16 protein-coding genes and 1 riboswitch are annotated in these 14,415 nt (G+C 61.0%); of the genes, 10 read left to right on the top strand and 6 right to left on the bottom strand.

The window, feature by feature from the left end:
- Positions 1–166 precede the first annotated feature (166 nt).
- The 4 genes from SLW75_RS16400 (at position 167) to SLW75_RS16385 (ending at position 2,514) form a co-directional block, all read left to right on the top strand.
- Positions 167–724 carry a hypoxanthine-guanine phosphoribosyltransferase gene (locus tag SLW75_RS16400; RefSeq protein WP_037018287.1) on the top strand — a complete coding sequence of 186 codons (558 nt, stop codon included), beginning with the start codon at positions 167–169 and terminating at the stop codon, positions 722–724.
- A 257-nt stretch (positions 725–981) separates the two neighbouring features.
- A complete protein-coding gene (locus SLW75_RS16395) occupies positions 982–1,467 on the top strand; it encodes a hypothetical protein (RefSeq protein ID WP_065991795.1) in 486 nt (161 codons plus the stop codon).
- 67 nt (positions 1,468–1,534) lie between these two features.
- Entirely contained in the window at positions 1,535–1,822 is a 288-nt protein-coding gene (locus SLW75_RS16390) for a PA4642 family protein (protein ID WP_192132551.1), read from the top strand.
- Positions 1,823–2,052: 230 nt separating this feature from the next.
- Positions 2,053–2,514 (top strand): hypothetical protein, encoded by a 462-nt coding sequence (locus SLW75_RS16385; RefSeq protein ID WP_410934940.1) that lies wholly within the window; start codon positions 2,053–2,055, stop codon positions 2,512–2,514.
- Positions 2,515–2,630: 116 nt separating this feature from the next.
- On the opposite strand, the gene mqo is transcribed toward SLW75_RS16385, so the two are convergent.
- Positions 2,631–4,136: a malate dehydrogenase (quinone) gene (gene mqo, locus SLW75_RS16380; protein ID WP_410934939.1), complete on the bottom strand. Its 1,506-nt coding sequence runs from the start codon at positions 4,134–4,136 to the stop codon at positions 2,631–2,633.
- Between the two features lie 734 nt (positions 4,137–4,870).
- The gene (locus SLW75_RS16375) at positions 4,871–5,104 is read right to left on the bottom strand and encodes a hypothetical protein (RefSeq protein WP_065991801.1); all 234 of its coding nucleotides are present in this window, start codon (positions 5,102–5,104) and stop codon (positions 4,871–4,873) included.
- Between the two features lie 221 nt (positions 5,105–5,325).
- Here SLW75_RS16375 and SLW75_RS16370 point away from each other — a divergent pair, with 221 nt between their 5' ends.
- Positions 5,326–5,907 carry a YajG family lipoprotein gene (locus SLW75_RS16370; protein ID WP_410934938.1) on the top strand — a complete coding sequence of 194 codons (582 nt, stop codon included), beginning with the start codon at positions 5,326–5,328 and terminating at the stop codon, positions 5,905–5,907.
- Between the two features lie 103 nt (positions 5,908–6,010).
- Here SLW75_RS16370 and SLW75_RS16365 read toward each other — a convergent pair whose 3' ends face one another.
- Positions 6,011–6,214 carry a hypothetical protein gene (locus tag SLW75_RS16365; RefSeq protein WP_065991803.1) on the bottom strand — a complete coding sequence of 68 codons (204 nt, stop codon included), beginning with the start codon at positions 6,212–6,214 and terminating at the stop codon, positions 6,011–6,013.
- 140 nt (positions 6,215–6,354) lie between these two features.
- Here SLW75_RS16365 and SLW75_RS16360 point away from each other — a divergent pair, with 140 nt between their 5' ends.
- Complete coding sequence (locus SLW75_RS16360) at positions 6,355–6,624, top strand: hypothetical protein (protein ID WP_410934937.1); 270 nt, start codon at positions 6,355–6,357, stop codon at positions 6,622–6,624.
- Positions 6,625–6,628: 4 nt separating this feature from the next.
- Here the strand turns inward: SLW75_RS16360 and SLW75_RS16355 are convergent, their stop codons facing one another.
- Together SLW75_RS16355 and SLW75_RS16350 are read right to left on the bottom strand one after the other, a co-directional pair.
- Entirely contained in the window at positions 6,629–9,727 is a 3,099-nt protein-coding gene (locus tag SLW75_RS16355; RefSeq protein ID WP_410934936.1) for an autotransporter domain-containing protein, read from the bottom strand.
- Between the two features lie 169 nt (positions 9,728–9,896).
- Positions 9,897–11,060: a 1-acyl-sn-glycerol-3-phosphate acyltransferase gene (locus SLW75_RS16350; protein ID WP_410934935.1), complete on the bottom strand. Its 1,164-nt coding sequence runs from the start codon at positions 11,058–11,060 to the stop codon at positions 9,897–9,899.
- Between the two features lie 215 nt (positions 11,061–11,275).
- Between SLW75_RS16350 and SLW75_RS16345 the strand changes: the two genes are divergently transcribed.
- The 4 genes from SLW75_RS16345 to SLW75_RS16330 all read left to right on the top strand — a co-directional run bounded on the left by SLW75_RS16345 (position 11,276) and on the right by SLW75_RS16330 (position 13,383).
- Positions 11,276–11,458 (top strand): CPXCG motif-containing cysteine-rich protein, encoded by a 183-nt coding sequence (locus SLW75_RS16345; RefSeq protein ID WP_410934934.1) that lies wholly within the window; start codon positions 11,276–11,278, stop codon positions 11,456–11,458.
- Entirely contained in the window at positions 11,458–11,718 is a 261-nt protein-coding gene (locus tag SLW75_RS16340; RefSeq protein ID WP_410934933.1) for a DUF2007 domain-containing protein, read from the top strand. The genes SLW75_RS16345 and SLW75_RS16340 overlap by 1 nt, the downstream gene beginning before the upstream one ends.
- Before the next feature lie 51 nt (positions 11,719–11,769).
- Positions 11,770–12,411, top strand: coding sequence for an SOS response-associated peptidase (locus SLW75_RS16335; RefSeq protein WP_410934932.1), 642 nt, complete (start codon positions 11,770–11,772; stop codon positions 12,409–12,411).
- A 153-nt stretch (positions 12,412–12,564) separates the two neighbouring features.
- Positions 12,565–13,383 carry a M48 family metallopeptidase gene (locus SLW75_RS16330; RefSeq protein ID WP_410934931.1) on the top strand — a complete coding sequence of 273 codons (819 nt, stop codon included), beginning with the start codon at positions 12,565–12,567 and terminating at the stop codon, positions 13,381–13,383.
- Between the two features lie 203 nt (positions 13,384–13,586).
- On the opposite strand, the gene SLW75_RS16325 is transcribed toward SLW75_RS16330, so the two are convergent.
- Complete coding sequence (locus tag SLW75_RS16325; RefSeq protein WP_296316609.1) at positions 13,587–14,171, bottom strand: TMEM165/GDT1 family protein; 585 nt, start codon at positions 14,169–14,171, stop codon at positions 13,587–13,589.
- Positions 14,172–14,261: 90 nt separating this feature from the next.
- A riboswitch (yybP-ykoY riboswitch) is annotated at positions 14,262–14,381 on the bottom strand.
- Between the last annotated feature and the right edge of the window lie 34 nt (positions 14,382–14,415).

The raw sequence follows: 14,415 nt of genomic DNA, 5'->3' as shown, positions 1-14,415 counted from the left end.
AACGGCTTAGATTAATCTATTCAGCTGTAACTTGTCCTTACGGTTAGGTTCGGGCGCCGACATTTCTGGAACGGCAGTGCAACATTAGTCCAGAAACACTTGCCCTGATGTCGGCGGATGCGTACCTTTGCCCGCTTTTCCTTACACAGCCCCCTTGGAGAGCGTCATGTCCGCTGATCTCGAGCATATCCGTCAAGTCATGCGCGAGGCTGACTGCCTTTACAACGAGGCCGAAGTCGAGGCCTCCATCGCCCGCGTCGGCGAGCAAATCAATGGCGTGCTGGCCGACCGTAACCCGGTGGTATTTTGCGTCATGAATGGTGGCCTGATCTTCGCCGGCAAGCTGCTCACTCATCTGAATTTCCCGCTGGAAGCGTCCTACCTGCACGCCACCCGCTACCGCAACGAAACCAGCGGCGGTGACCTTTTCTGGAAAGCCAAGCCCGAAGTCTCGTTCATCGATCGCGATGTGCTGATCATTGACGACATCCTCGACGAAGGTCACACCCTCGGCGCGATCATCGACTTCTGCAAACATGCCGGCGCGCGCGCTGTTCACACCGCGGTGCTGATCGACAAGGACCACGACCGCAAAGCGCGTCCTGACCTGAAAGCCGATTTCGTCGGCCTGCCTTGCATCGACCGCTACATCTTCGGTTACGGCATGGACTATAAAGGCTACTGGCGCAACGCGGCCGGGATCTATGCCGTGAAGGGCATGTAACGAACCCCCAAACCGATCTACAGCTTCTGTGTCTGCCGAAGATTCTGGTGAATACCGGAGAGCTGTTGTAGGAGCGTGGCTTGTCCCGCGATCGGCGACGCAGTCGTCGTGAAGGCCGTGGCGCATTTGCTGATGCCATCAATCGTCTGGTCTGCTGCCGGTTCCCGGCAGATCGCGGGACAAGCCACGCTCCTACAGGTGTCCGGGTCAATGCGCGGCACATGCTAGAGTGCCCCCCACTTTTTCGGGAGGCGCCCATGACGTTATCGTTTCGAAGTACCGCTGCGTTTATGCTGCTGTTGACGCTGCCACTCCCCGCCTTCTCTGAACCCATGCACGCGCAATACCTGCCGCCGGACGAGTTGTCCGTGCGCGAGGGCGAACCCGAGCAGCAGCAATTGCTGCAGATCACCGAGTATTCGGTGGTGGTCGGCAGCCAGCGGCAGTCGAATCAGCAGCCGATTCCGGTCACCTCGCCGCTGATCCTGCGCCTCAAAGGCAAGCCCATGAACAAGGGTGCGACCATTGCCGACGTGCTGATCCACTTCGACGGCGAAAGCAAAAGCCTGAAAAAACCGACCTACGACGAACCTTCGCGCACGCTGACGCTGTATTACCCGGCAACGCAATACCGCGTGCTCGTGGATTTGCTGCGTAACGAAAAGGTCTACTGCCAGTTCCTCAGCTATGCCAACGGTCACGTCTGGGCTGACCTGCACACCGGCAGCGTACGCGCGCGTTGAGCCCGCGGCCGGGCGGGGGGTAAACTGCCCGCCCGTGATATGTCCCGCAAGTCAGTTGGAGTCAGCAATGCGTAAAGATAAGAAGCAAGTGATTGGCGATGAAATCGGCGACGCCCAGATCAAGCTGTTCCTCGATTTCGAACCGGTCGACGCCACTTCGCCTTCGCTGCACAAGCTGATCAAGGCCTACCGTGGCCTGCGCGTCGACGACTTCGGGCGTTTTCTGACGTTCTTCAAGGAAGCCGGTTACGACCTCGACGGCAAAGACGAGCACGGCGATGACTTCGTTACGCTGATCAAGGATCAACGCAACGCCGACGAATACATTGAGCTGATCAAGAACGCTAAAGGCTGAATCATGCAATTCCCGGGCGCCATCCTCCGGCGCCCAATGCTCCCCTCCGGTTATTCAGCAGGCTCGTGCTTCCATCCCGTCACTACGTAATCGAAAGACCCTTCCTACCGCAGCATTCGGCGTTTGCGACTACCGAAAGCCGTGCGTCAAACCATAATCAGACCTGTGACACCGTTCACAAGGACGCAAGCAGGACGCTCGCCTTAATGATTGGAAAGGGAATTCATGACATGCAAACGACAGGGAATTACGTCACTCGCAGCATCGCCGTCATCACCATGATGGTTGCGGCAGTATCCGCTCAGGCGGCTTATCCCAGCAAAATCCAGCTCAACATCGAAATGTGGAATCAGTCTGGCACCGACCTCGCGCTGGTATGGGCCAGTTGGGCGTCGGCCAATGCCGATTACACCGGCTATGGCTTTTCGGCTGACGCACCCACCGCGTCTGTGTCCATCCCGCTGAAGAATCCGCGCAATGATGCAGCGAGCTTCCGCGTGAGCGGGGAGGGCAAAGTCTGTGAGTTCAGGGCGGCCCACTCAGTGACGTTCAGTTGGGTCTCGATCACGCCGGCGCCGGAGAAATCTGCAACGGGCACATCAATCGGGAAGGTCCCAGCCGAGTGCATTGCCTCGGTAATCAAAGGCACGAACTCGATGCAGGCCTATTCCGTCAGATTCGTGATGAAGTGATGTTCAAGCCGCAAAATTGCTTTGCGGCTACAGCCGATCCGGCCTAATGAAAAAAACAAAACCCCGCCTGATGTGGCGGGGTTTTGTTTTACAGCTTTCTTAGAGCAGGCCAGCGATCAGGCGAACGTTGCCGCTTCGCTGTTCTGCGCCAGATCCAGACTGGCGTCGCTCTGGGCACTGACGCGCTGATAAAGCTGCGCATCGGTTTCCAGTGCCTTTTCCCGCGCCGGGAAGATCTCGTTCAGCTTGGCGGCCCACTCGGTGCGGGCTTTGTCCGGGAAGCAGCGCTCGATCAGATCCAGCATGATCGAAACGGTCACCGAAGCGCCTGGCGAGGCGCCCAGCAGTGCGGCGAGGGAACCGTCCTTCGCCGACACCAACTCGGTACCGAACTGCAAGACGCCGCCTTTTTTCGGGTCTTTCTTGATGATCTGTACGCGCTGGCCGGCCACTTCCAGACGCCAGTCTTCGGCTTTGGCTTCCGGGTAGAAACGGCGCAGTGCATCGAGCCGCTGCTCCATCGACTGCCGCACTTCGCTGATCAGGTATTTGGTCAGGTCCATGTTGTCGCGGGCCACCGCCAGCATCGGCGCGATGTTGGCCGCGCGGATCGACAGCGGCAGGTCCATGAGCGAACCGTGCTTGAGGAACTTGGTGGTAAAACCGGCGTACGGGCCGAACAGCAGGGAGGTCTTGCCGTCAACGACGCGGGTGTCCAGGTGCGGCACCGACATCGGCGGCGAACCCACCGCCGCCTGGCTGTACACCTTGGCCTGATGGCGCTTGACCACTTCAGGGTTGTCGCAACGCAGCCACTGGCCGCTCACCGGGAAGCCGCCGAAACCCTTGCCTTCCTCGATGCCGGACATCTGCAGCAATGGCAGTGCTGCACCGCCCGCGCCCAGAAACACGAATTTGGCGTCGATGTCACGGGTGCTGCCGCTGTTCACGTCTTTGATGGTGACGGTCCAGCCGTCGCCCTTGCGGCTCAGATCGGTAACCCGTTTGCAGTATTTGACCTGCGCATCGGGTGCGCTGGCCAGATGCTTGAGCAGCAGGTTGGTCAGGTTGCCGAAGTTGACGTCGGTGCCGTGCATGACCCGGGTCGCTGCGATAGGCTCATCGACAGGACGGCCAGGCATCATCAGCGGCATCCACTCGGCCAGTCTGGCTTTGTCTTCGGTGTATTCCATGGAGGAGAAGGCGTGGTGGGTACGCAGGGCTTCGTAACGCTTTTTCAGGTACGCCATGCCCTTTTCACCCTGAACGAAACTCAGGTGCGGAACCGGCGTGATGAACGAGCGCGATGAGCCAAACGTGCCTTTGCGGGCCAGGTAGGCCCAGAACTGTTTCGAGACCTCGAACTGGGTGTTGATGTGAATCGCTTTTTTGGTATCGATCGAGCCATCGGCCGCTTCCGGCGTGTAGTTCAGCTCGCACAGCCCGGCGTGGCCGGTGCCTGCGTTGTTCCAGGGGTTGGAGCTCTCTGCAGCACCGGAATCCATCAGCTCGACGACTTCAACCTTGAGGTTCGGGTCCAGCTCTTTGAGCAGTACGGCGAGGGTGGCACTCATGATGCCTGCCCCGACCAGCACTACGTCGACTGCTTCGTTATACGCCATTAACGCGTCTCCAAAATCTGCAGCACCAAATTGACGGCATGCGTTCCCGTGGTCAGTCGCCAGGTTCGGGCGGCGCGGTGTTCGCGCAGTGCCTCGTTCAACCTGGCCGGGATCGCCATGTCCGATTCTTCGCAATTTTTTGCATCTTCAGCGGACGCCACCGAACGAGCCTGGTTGATGCTTTTATGAGGCAAGCATGAACGCATTTTTCGGCCCGTGCAGCCATTCGACTATCGTCAAGGCGTCCGGTTGTGCAACCAAATCCGTAGCGGACAGGCTTCAGGCTCTTTTGACGGAGACTGCGTTGCGGTCGGTCCTTTGCAAGGGGGCTGGGTCAGACGCTAACGGTGCATTTACAAACGCGAAACTATTCATTTGCTTGCCACACTCTTGTGAAGTTGTGAAAACCCGTTTTTTTCACGCTCTTTTGGAGACGCGAACCTCAAAAAGGGCTGCGCGATGGCAGCTCTGGCAGATCAGGTTCATACGCGATGTGAGGCAAGGACTGGCGCAGGACGATCGAATGGATCGACGATCCGGCGTCTGCGCCGCGGCCACATCGGGCTGCACATGTCTGTGTGGAAGGCTCTCTGTGGGCGGTACGGAGGAGTCGATAGTGGTTATCGACGATGCTGCGAGGCCCGATCAGGAGACGTCCTTATAATCGGGGGAAGATTATAGCGATGAAACGGGCAGAAATGATCCAGGAAAAATGACTTTTATTCGGCTTTTGGTCAGATGCTGAGCATATGCCGGGCGGTAATCGCACGTGACCGGGAAGTCACGCGGGCGCTCGCAGGAAGCGGGCGCTGCAGCCAGCACAGGTTTGCCTCGTGGACCTCGACCCAGCCCTGACCGCAAGGCGTTTCGGCGCAGTGCTTGAACGCCAGGCAGATGCCGTGGGTGTCCAGACGTGCATAGTGGCGATGACGGCGGCGCAGCGAGAACAACGACCAAAGAAAGTCCATGGCAGGACTCCTTGCTGGAGAGTTGAAAAAAGTATGGCCGCCAGGCATGACACCGCTGTGACGTTGCGATTGCGCAGTTGTGTTCATTTTGACCGCGGGAGCATTCCTGCCTGGCCGGAACCGCTGCAATGGCACTTTGTCGTATGTTTACCCTAGTGAGCGGCCTTGGGAGGTCGCTATACTGCGGCACATTTTGTGCCTTGGCCCATGGAGAAATGAGCATGTTGCGTCGCGTTGTGTTCGGTTTGCTTGCCGCTGGCAGTCTGACCCTGGCTGGCTGTGCCCACAGCCCGCAATCCCTCACCCCGGAACCCAAGCTGAACGCTCAACTGGCTCCGGTCGGTCACGGTCAGCAAGTGGTCGTGCGCGTGGTTGACGGTCGTCAGTCGCAGCAACTGGGCACCCGTGGTGGCTTGTACCCGGAAACCAGTTCGATCACTGTCAACGGTCAGCAGTTGCTGCCAAAGTTGCAGGCTCAGGCTGAAGCAGGTGTGCGGTTGCTCGGTTTCACGCCCGTGCCAAACGGCAGTGGCCCGCAGTTGACCGTCACCCTGGCTGACCTGAAGTATCAGTCGCCGAAAGAAGGCCTGTACGTCACCGAAGCCAACATCAGTTCCACGTTCCGCGCTGACGTTCAGAATGGCGGTCGTAACTACAGCGGCCGTTATGCGGCTTCGATGGATCAACGTTTCGGCATGGCGCCAAACGAAGAGACCAACACCAAGCTGATCAGCGACGTACTCAGCGACGCTCTGACTCGCCTGTTCCAGGATCAGACGATTGGCCGCACCCTCGGCCAATAAGCTCAACGCCTGATGCTGATAAACAAAAAGCCCCGGTTTCGCGAGAAGCCGGGGCTTTTGTTCATTCAGCGGGAGGGCACTCGGGATCTTCATCGCGGCGCATTCAAGCCGCCTGATAGAAATCCAGAAAACTGAAACCGGTTTGCAGATCCACTTCCGGCAGGTCGTTGTGCGCATGGCCGCCGAGGGCGCAATACACCAGCCAGTGCCTGTCCTGGACGTTGAACGCCAGCGCGTCGATCAATGCTTCCTGTTCGTCGCTGGGGGCGATGAGGTAAAGGCGGTCCTGGTTGTGGGCGTGCAGCATGACGCTCTCCGTGGCGGTGGGTCGGTTTGAGGTCCCACACAGTGCCCGGTTCAGGTGACGTTAAGGTGACAGCGATTAGTGTGAGCGGCAGATCCAAACCGAGTCTGCGGCGCCCAAGAACCAGGCGCCATCGAGGCACCATGTCGCTTATCCATCACGCCCCCGGCATCGCCATCAACCTCTGCGCCTTGCTCGCTGCGGGCCCCGGCATCTGGCTGCTCCATACCACCCGCAATCGCGAGCAGCGAGAGATGGCCCACTTGCACCACCTCACCGAGCAAGCCCCGATCGACGAGCCCATGCACCTGATGGATGTGCCCACCTTGCGCATGATCCGCCTGAGCTATCGGTTCGGCACGGCGTGCCTGGCGTTCGCGCTGTTGCTGTCGTGGGTGAGCACCAAGCTTTGATGGCTTAAAAAGCCAGCGTCACCCGCGCATTCAACGTCTGATCCGACGCATCGTTGCTCACCTGTCCGTTGTAGCTCAGCCCGACACTCAGCGTGTCGCTCAAGCCCAGATCGACACCTGCACCAAGGACCGCTGCGCTGCGGGCAATCGGTGCGCCGGAGAGTTCGAAAGTGTCGCCGCCGCTGAAGGCCGCACGGCTTTCTGGCGTCACGTCGCCGTAGGCTCGACGCCAGCCCAGTGTCGCGTTGGGTTTGATCGCGACGGTGCCAGCGTTCAACCGCGTGGCGGCACGCAGGCCGAGGGTGCTGAAGGTAATGTTGTTGTCCTGAGACTTGTTCTCCAGTCTGATCGCGCTGCTGTTCTCATCGAAGGAGTCCGTGTCCAGTCGCACATGGGCGAGGTTGGCGAAGGGTTCAACCTGCGCGTTGCCCAGTTCGATGGCGTAACCCAGTTCGCCAAACACCTGATTGGTCGCTGCGTTGTAATCTTCCTTGAAACGCTCGGAAGCACCCGGCAAGTCCAGCGTGCGCTTGGCCGTCAGCTCGTGCCAAGTGCGAACCGCGCCGAGGCGCAGGCCCAGTTGGCCCCACTTGGCGCCCGCATAGACGCCCAGATGGTAGTTGTCGCTGTCAGTGGAACCGGAGGCATGGCGCAGGTCGAAGCTGCTGTTGCTGAAACCGGCCAGCGCACCCACGCGCCAGGTCTCGTCAAGCGGCACGTCAGCGCCGAACAACAAGCCGCTGGTGTGCGTATCGAGGCCCGAAACGTCACCGGTGCTGTCGGTTTTGCCGGTCGCGCCGATGGCCTGAGTCCACACCACGCCACGGGAATCATCTCCGGCGAGGGTCTGCGTCGTGCCGCGAAGTGCCGGTGCCGACTGCGCTTGCTGCAAGCGATCGTTCACCGCGTTGCGCACCAGGCGGCTGTCTTCGATCAGCGCGGACTGGGTCGACGCATGCAGCTCATTGGACAGCGCCTTGAACGTGGCCTGCGCGGTCGACGCGTCGTCCTGCACCACCTGACCCCAGAGCGCGTTGCCTGCCCCTGCGCTGTCCAGCCCTTGCGCGACGGCTCTGGCATTGCGGGTCGTCGCCAGGCTGGCAAAGGTCTGTGCGTTGCGGTCCAGCGTCAGTCCGACATCGGTTGCCGTGTAGTTCAGCGTCGGGGTGAGAAACGCGAAGTTCGTTTGCACATTGGCAAATGCACCGCTGACGCCGCCGGCGGCCGAGAGAATCGAGTAACGGCTTGCGGCCACCCAGTTACCGCCCTCAACCAACGACAGCGTACTGTTATTGAGGGTTGCACGGCCGCTGGCGACGATGCGGTCGGCTTTGCCGTTGGCGTCCGATTCGACCTGATAGACCGAGCCCTGAGCAAGGTTCACGTCACCATTGACGTTCAGTTGCCCGACCGAATTACCCGGTGCCACCACGCCGCCCTGAGCGACATTGATGCCGCCGACGGTGCCATTGCCGCCCAACGTTGCGCCTTGCTGCACACTGACGATGGAGTTGCCCAGGTTGCCATTGATCGCCAGCCGACCCGCTTGCACCGTCGTTGCGCCGGACAGGCTGTTGTTGCCGGTCAGGTTCAGCGAGCCAACGCCCCGTTTGATCAACGCACCGTTGCCCGTGAGGGTGTTGGCGAGGGTGTCGTTGGTCGACTGATCGAGTACCAGCGTCGCGTTGTCGGTGATCGTCCCGCTGCCGAATGCCTTGGCATGGCCGGTCAGCACGCCACCGTTGATCACCGTGCCGCCCGAGTACGTGTTGTCGCCCGTCAGGATCAGATTGCCGCTGCCGTTCTTGATCAGCCCGCCGCTGCCGCTGATGTCGTTGCGCCAGGCGTCGATGGCGTTATAGCCGCCGAGGCTGGCGTCCATGTTGACCGTGACGTTGGAGTTGAACGCCGCATACCCATCGCCCGCTGCGTACAGATTCAGACGGCCGTAGCCCCCTGACTGATCGATCACCGCGTACCCGGACGTAATCTCCGTGGTCGCGAGAATCTCCCGGCGCTGAGTGGCGTCCAGGTACGGGAAGCGGGTTTCCAGCAACACTTCGGCGTTGGTCGGCACCACGGCGGCCAGGTTGGTCGGGCCCACCGGATCGAAGCCATAGGTCATGCGCGAGGTGAACAGCGCCTTGTCCTGAGCGTGTTGAGACCTGCGATCGGTCGCCGGGTCGATGGTCGCCATGCAGTTGTTGACGTCACCGCCGCACTGCGCCGTGAAATAGCTCAGTGCCTGTGCGCGAGCATCGGCGCGCAGTTGGGCGTTGGCCGGGTTGGAGAGGTTATCGATGGCGAAATAGGTTGCGGTGATGCGCCCGCCCATCACGTCGAACGGCGAATGCATGCCGGCCTCGATGCGGTTGTCGCCAATTTCCGAGGCGCGCAGCATCAACTCGCTGAAACGCTCGGGAATCGCGTAGGCCAGGGCGTATGAAGACAGGTACGCGGCGTTGGTATGGCCGCTGGGGAATCCCGAGTCGCTGGCTGGCGTGGTGCTTTCTGCCGGGCGCAGGGAGGGCGCCACCACGAAGGCCAGACTCTGGCCGTCGAGACTTTGCCGCCACGGTCGCGGATACAAATAGTGGGATTTGGCGGGCGTGGTCGAGGCATCGTTGCGCACAGCGCTGACCAGATCGACGACTTTGCCCAGTGCCGAAGACGAACTGCCTGCGCCGTTGCCTTTGTCGTCGTATTTGACGGTTTTGTTGCTGTCGTCGAACTGGGTGATGGTCGTGAAGGCTCCAGCGCCCGCTTTGAAGGCAGCGCTCAACGAGCCGAGGCCGCTGATTGCGCTATAGCTCTGGTCGCGACGGTCGTCGAAGTAGGCGGCGGTTTCCTGGGCGAGTGTCCGGGTGTTGGCGCGGTCGACCACGATTTGCAGGTTGCGCCGTAGCAGGCTCTGACCCAGGGCGGTGGGTGTGCCCGTGTCCCAGGTCGCACCGGTCGTCCACAGCGTGTCGAATCCGGAAAGCAGGTCGACACCGTTGATGGCGTCGTCTCCCGCACGGCTCGCTGCCTGAACCGACACGGCGAGCAACGAAAGTACCAGGGAAGACACCATGACATGGGCAACCGGTTTGCTGGATCGCATAGCGTACGCCTTCACTCGTTTGGATAGGCGACGACCCTAGCAAGCCAGTCTTACGCTTGAGTGTGTCAGCGGTGACACATTTGTGAAGGCGGGGATCGACCACCCACGGAGGCGCACAACGAAAAACGGCGCCCTGAGAGCGCCGTTTATTCGTGGAAGGGAAGGGGCCTTAAAGCGGCAAGCCCGCCTTCACCCGGTACTGATTGCGCACCGGCATGGCGTATTGCTGAATCAGGAACGGCCGGTGCTCGGCGGGGCAGCCATTGAGGCGGCGCTGCCATTCATCTTCCGCGCGCCCCAGCTCGTCCGCCGGGAACACCTCGGCGGCCTTCGGCACCTTGAGTTCGGGGTCGGCGTCGGCCCACTGCGCGTACGCCAGGTAATGCACCGGGAACAGTCGATAGCCGCCGAGGATCTGCCGATCCATTTCGATGGCCAGCAATTTGGTGTCCTCGAACAGCTCGGTGATCGGCGGGGCAAAGTTCACATGCACGCGGCCTTTGTAGCCGGTGATCCCCAGCGCAATGCTGACGTCGTCCTCGCCCGGCACTTTGGTGTAACTGCCGGTGGTGGCGCGGATGTACAGCTCCCGCGCCTTGGCGTGATCGCACGGATCGTACTCATAGCTGATCGACACCGGCGTCAGGTTCAACGACTGAATGACCTCGCCAAACGGCTCGTCCTTGCGGCTCATGTGGAACATCTTGAGGATGGCCGATTCGGTGCGGTCGTCGCCGTCTTTGGCGCGGCCCTCAGCCTGGGCGATCCAGATCGACTGGCAGTCATTGCGGATCGAATGATTGATGTACGCCGACAGCAACTGGTAGGCCGCCATCTTCTCCCGTCGCCCGATGATCGAGCGGTGCACGATGAAGCTCTTGTTCAGGCGCATCAGGTCGCTGACGAAGGGCTTTTGCAGCAGGTTGTCGCCAATGGCAATGCGTGGGGTTGGCAGGCCCGCGTGGTAGACCGCGTAATTGACGAAAGCCGGGTCCATCACGATGTCGCGGTGGTTGGCCAGAAACAGGTACGCCACCCCCGACTTGAACTGCTCGACGCCGGTGTAGGTCACACCGTCAGTGGCGCGTTCGATGGTGTGGTCGACGTAATGCTCGACCTTGTCCTGCAGGGCCGCGACGGTGTCGATGCCGGCGAACTGGCGACGCAGCTTGCGCGCGATGGCCGGTTGCAGAATCCAGCCGAGGGAGCCGGCCAGACGCGGAAATCGGAAATGCGTGAGGATGGCGAGGAACGCCTTGTCGCCCAGCAGCCGATCAAGCACGGCTTTTACTTCGGTGTCGTCGTACGGTCGGATGGCATCGAATTCGCCCATCATGCTCTCTTGTCGGAAACGGCTAAGGTAAAGGAGGTCGAGTCCGGTTGCAGCAGCGAGTCACGACACCACAGGCGTGGTGCCTGGGCGGCGGCCGCGCAACAAGGCGGCTTCGCTCAAGATGTCGACTCAGGCTGATACCCGGATGCTGAGGACTAAAGCTCGACCCGCAAACAAGTCGGCGATTATACGCAAAACTGGGCCCGGAGACTGCGATGCAGGAAATACAGGATTATGACTGCCCTTATTGTGGCGAACCGGTGGAGGCGGTGCTGGATCTGTCCGGCGGCGATCAGACCTACATTGAGGATTGCCCCGTCTGCTGTCGGCCGATCGTCTTCAGTCTGCAGACCGATGGGGAAGCGTGGACGCTGGACGTCCGCAGCGAGAACGAGTGATGCGCAAGATTTATGAGCCCGAACACCTGATGGAAGGCGAGCTGTTGCAAGCGATGCTTGCCAGTGAAGGCATCGAGTCCCACATTACCGGTCGGCATCTGCTGGGTGCCGTCGGGGACTTGCCGGCGTTCGGGTTGCTGGGCCTGACGGTCGATGACGACCGGGCCGAGCGGGCGCGTCAGTTGATCACCGAGTACAATGCCGCCTTTCCGCTGCCCGGCGACGAGCCGGACAGCTACCCCGATGTGTTGCTGTGCTGAATCCGGTTCGCGCGCGCCTCATTCGCTTTTCAAAAGAGTTGTGCTGAACCCATGTGTGGACGTTATGCGCTGTTTCGTTGGTCGCCTGCCTTTGCGGCCTTGCCCGGATTTCCGAGCGATCAGCAAGCGCAGTGGAATATTTCTCCTGCCGCTGCTGTCTTGATGGTCCGGGCGGGGGGCGAGGTCGAGGAGGGCGCCGAGCGCGGGCGCGAGGTGGCAAGGGCGCGCTGGGGGCTGACGCCGCCCTGGCTGACCGACATGTCCCGCACGCCGGCCCACGCCCGCGCTGAAACCGTCGCCGAGCAGCCGATGTTCAGGCAGGCTTTTCGGGAGCGACGCTGCCTGCTGCCGGCCAATGGTTTTTATGAATGGCGTGGCAGCGTGCGCAAGCGGCCGTTCTGGCTGACGCCGGCCGAAGGATCGACGCTGTATTTCGCGGCGCTCTGGGAAGCCTATCCCGTAGAAGGCCACACCTACCTGAGCGTCGCCGTGGTCACGCAATCGGCCATGAACCAGCGTCGACCGTTGATTCTCGACGATGAAGGGCAGCGCGCCTGGCTTGATCCGGACTGCCCGCTGATCACGTTGCAATCATTGCTCGCCGCTCCGCAGACCCAGCTGCGCGAACGGCCGCTGGCCAATCTGGTCAACGACCCGAAGCTCAACGCGCCGGAATGCCTGACGCCGTTGTAGTGCTCTCTCTTCCAGTGTGAATCGCGATCCGTTATCTATTTCCTGTTACACGGGCGCGTTTTACTGCGCCTTTTCGCCTGGCAGACGGCTGGCATCTGGTGCTCAGCCCGTGTATTGCCTAGGATGGCGCGATTGTTTCAATGGAGATACGAAATGCGCGGGATTTTTGCTCTTTGTGGTGTGACGGCAGCTCTGTTGATGGCCGGGTGTCAGGCGGTCAATACCACCACCGGCGATTCGGTGGGGGTCGAGCGCAAGCAATACATGTTCAGCATGCTGTCGACTGACGAAGTCAACAAGATGTACGCCCAGTCGTATCAGCAGACGGTCAGCGAAGCCACCTCCAAAGGCGTGCTCGACAACAGCAGCGCCGAGGGCAAGCGCGTGCAGGCCATCGCCAAGCGGCTGATTGCTCAGGCGCCGAAATTGCGGCCCGACGCGGCGCAGTGGCAGTGGGATGTAAACCTGATCAAAAGCGATGAGCTGAACGCCAACTGCGGTCCCGGCGGCAAAATCATCGTGTACAGCGGCCTGATCGATACGTTGAAGCTCAGCGATGACGAACTGGCGGCGGTCATGGGCCACGAAATCGCCCACGCTTTGCGTGAACACGGTCGTGAAGCCATGTCCAAGGCCTACGGTGTGCAGATGGCGAAGCAGGGCGCCGGTGCCTTATTGGGGTTGGGGCAGGACAGTCTGGCGTTGGCCGACACCGTGGTCGACTACAGCCTGACACTGCCGAACAGCCGCGCCAATGAAAACGAAGCGGACTTGCTGGGCCTCGAACTGGCGGCTCGCGCCGGTTACAACCCGAACGCCGCGATCACGCTGTGGCAGAAGATGGAAGCTCAGGGCGGCGCGTCGCAGCCTGAATTCATGAGCACCCACCCGGCCTCGTCGAACCGGATCGCCTCGTTGCAGGCAGCGATCCCGAAAGTGATGCCGCTGTATCAGCAGGCCCCGAAGGGCTGATCAGCGCCAGATCCCTCTGGCAGACACGTGTCATGTGGGAGCGAGCTTGCTCGCGAAGAGGTCGGGACATTCGCTGCATCTCAGCGCCTGGAACGCCGTCTTCGTGAGCAAGCTCACTCCCACATGGAGTGAGCTTGCTGCACGACAGCGCGGCGTCCAGATGTCGGGAAGTCTCCCACTGGCTTTCTAGATCGTGGATCGGCCTACACCCAGCCGCTGATCTGCATCGCCTTGTACACCGCAACGATCGCCAGAATGAAAAATGCCCCTGCTGCCAGACGACGAATCAGCGTCAGCGGCAGTTTCTCCGCAGCGAAATTACCCGCCAGCACTACCGGCACGTTGGCCAGCAACATGCCCAGCGTCGTGCCGATAATCACCAGCCACAAGTTGGAATACTGCGCCGCCAGCATGACCGTGGCGATCTGCGTCTTGTCGCCGATTTCCGCGATGAAAAACGCGATCAGCGTGGTCAGGAAGGGGCCGTACTTGCGCCCGGTACTGGCTTCATCGTCGTCCAGCTTGTCCGGAACCAGCGTCCACAGCGCGGTGGCGGTGAAGCTGGCGGCCAGGATCCAGTGCAGGACGGCGTCTGAAAGGTAGCTGCTGAACCATGCGCCAACGGCACCGGCTGCGGCGTGGTTGGCCAGCGTGGCGGCGACAATCCCGGCGATGATGGGCCAGGGTTTGCGGAAGCGAGCGGCGAGCACGAGCGCGAGGAGTTGGGTCTTGTCACCGATTTCAGCCAGTGCGACGACGGTGGTGGGGACCAACAGGGATTCCAGCATCAGGGTTTTCCTAAGGGGCGGGTCAACACGGCTATGACACGTACAACCTCCCCGCCCCGGGTCAGGATGTTCGTGTCATAGGTCTTGTCAAACCACCGATCCGTCTGAGCGGATCTGGGGTCGCACGCACCATGGTCTGAGGACCAAGTATGTTGATGCGTGCCGGACGAGCATGGCGCTCGTGGGAGACTACTCCCCTAGGACGGTGCGGATTCTGCCTAGCCGTTTGCCGTTCGGCAAGCGC

It is taken from the genome of Pseudomonas sp. W5-01, from assembly GCF_046540435.1.
In the GTDB taxonomy this organism is placed as follows: domain Bacteria; phylum Pseudomonadota; class Gammaproteobacteria; order Pseudomonadales; family Pseudomonadaceae; genus Aquipseudomonas; species Aquipseudomonas graminis_B.
The sequence above is the reverse complement of the archived record's forward strand: the minus strand, read 5'-3'. Positions and strand labels throughout refer to the sequence as shown.

Excerpts from the sequence above, each read along its gene's own strand:
- SLW75_RS16400 (WP_037018287.1), top strand. The coding sequence starts at position 167 with ATGTCCGCTGATCTCGAGCATATCCGTCAAGTCATGCGCGAGGCTGAC.
- SLW75_RS16395 (WP_065991795.1), top strand. The coding sequence starts at position 982 with ATGACGTTATCGTTTCGAAGTACCGCTGCGTTTATGCTGCTGTTGACG.
- SLW75_RS16390 (WP_192132551.1), top strand. The coding sequence starts at position 1,535 with ATGCGTAAAGATAAGAAGCAAGTGATTGGCGATGAAATCGGCGACGCC.
- SLW75_RS16385 (WP_410934940.1), top strand. The coding sequence starts at position 2,053 with ATGCAAACGACAGGGAATTACGTCACTCGCAGCATCGCCGTCATCACC.
- mqo (WP_410934939.1), bottom strand. The coding sequence starts at position 4,136 with ATGGCGTATAACGAAGCAGTCGACGTAGTGCTGGTCGGGGCAGGCATC.
- SLW75_RS16375 (WP_065991801.1), bottom strand. The coding sequence starts at position 5,104 with ATGGACTTTCTTTGGTCGTTGTTCTCGCTGCGCCGCCGTCATCGCCAC.
- SLW75_RS16370 (WP_410934938.1), top strand. The coding sequence starts at position 5,326 with ATGTTGCGTCGCGTTGTGTTCGGTTTGCTTGCCGCTGGCAGTCTGACC.
- SLW75_RS16365 (WP_065991803.1), bottom strand. The coding sequence starts at position 6,214 with ATGCTGCACGCCCACAACCAGGACCGCCTTTACCTCATCGCCCCCAGC.
- SLW75_RS16360 (WP_410934937.1), top strand. The coding sequence starts at position 6,355 with ATGTCGCTTATCCATCACGCCCCCGGCATCGCCATCAACCTCTGCGCC.
- SLW75_RS16355 (WP_410934936.1), bottom strand. The coding sequence starts at position 9,727 with ATGCGATCCAGCAAACCGGTTGCCCATGTCATGGTGTCTTCCCTGGTA.
- SLW75_RS16350 (WP_410934935.1), bottom strand. The coding sequence starts at position 11,060 with ATGGGCGAATTCGATGCCATCCGACCGTACGACGACACCGAAGTAAAA.
- SLW75_RS16345 (WP_410934934.1), top strand. The coding sequence starts at position 11,276 with ATGCAGGAAATACAGGATTATGACTGCCCTTATTGTGGCGAACCGGTG.
- SLW75_RS16340 (WP_410934933.1), top strand. The coding sequence starts at position 11,458 with ATGCGCAAGATTTATGAGCCCGAACACCTGATGGAAGGCGAGCTGTTG.
- SLW75_RS16335 (WP_410934932.1), top strand. The coding sequence starts at position 11,770 with ATGTGTGGACGTTATGCGCTGTTTCGTTGGTCGCCTGCCTTTGCGGCC.
- SLW75_RS16330 (WP_410934931.1), top strand. The coding sequence starts at position 12,565 with ATGCGCGGGATTTTTGCTCTTTGTGGTGTGACGGCAGCTCTGTTGATG.
- SLW75_RS16325 (WP_296316609.1), bottom strand. The coding sequence starts at position 14,171 with ATGCTGGAATCCCTGTTGGTCCCCACCACCGTCGTCGCACTGGCTGAA.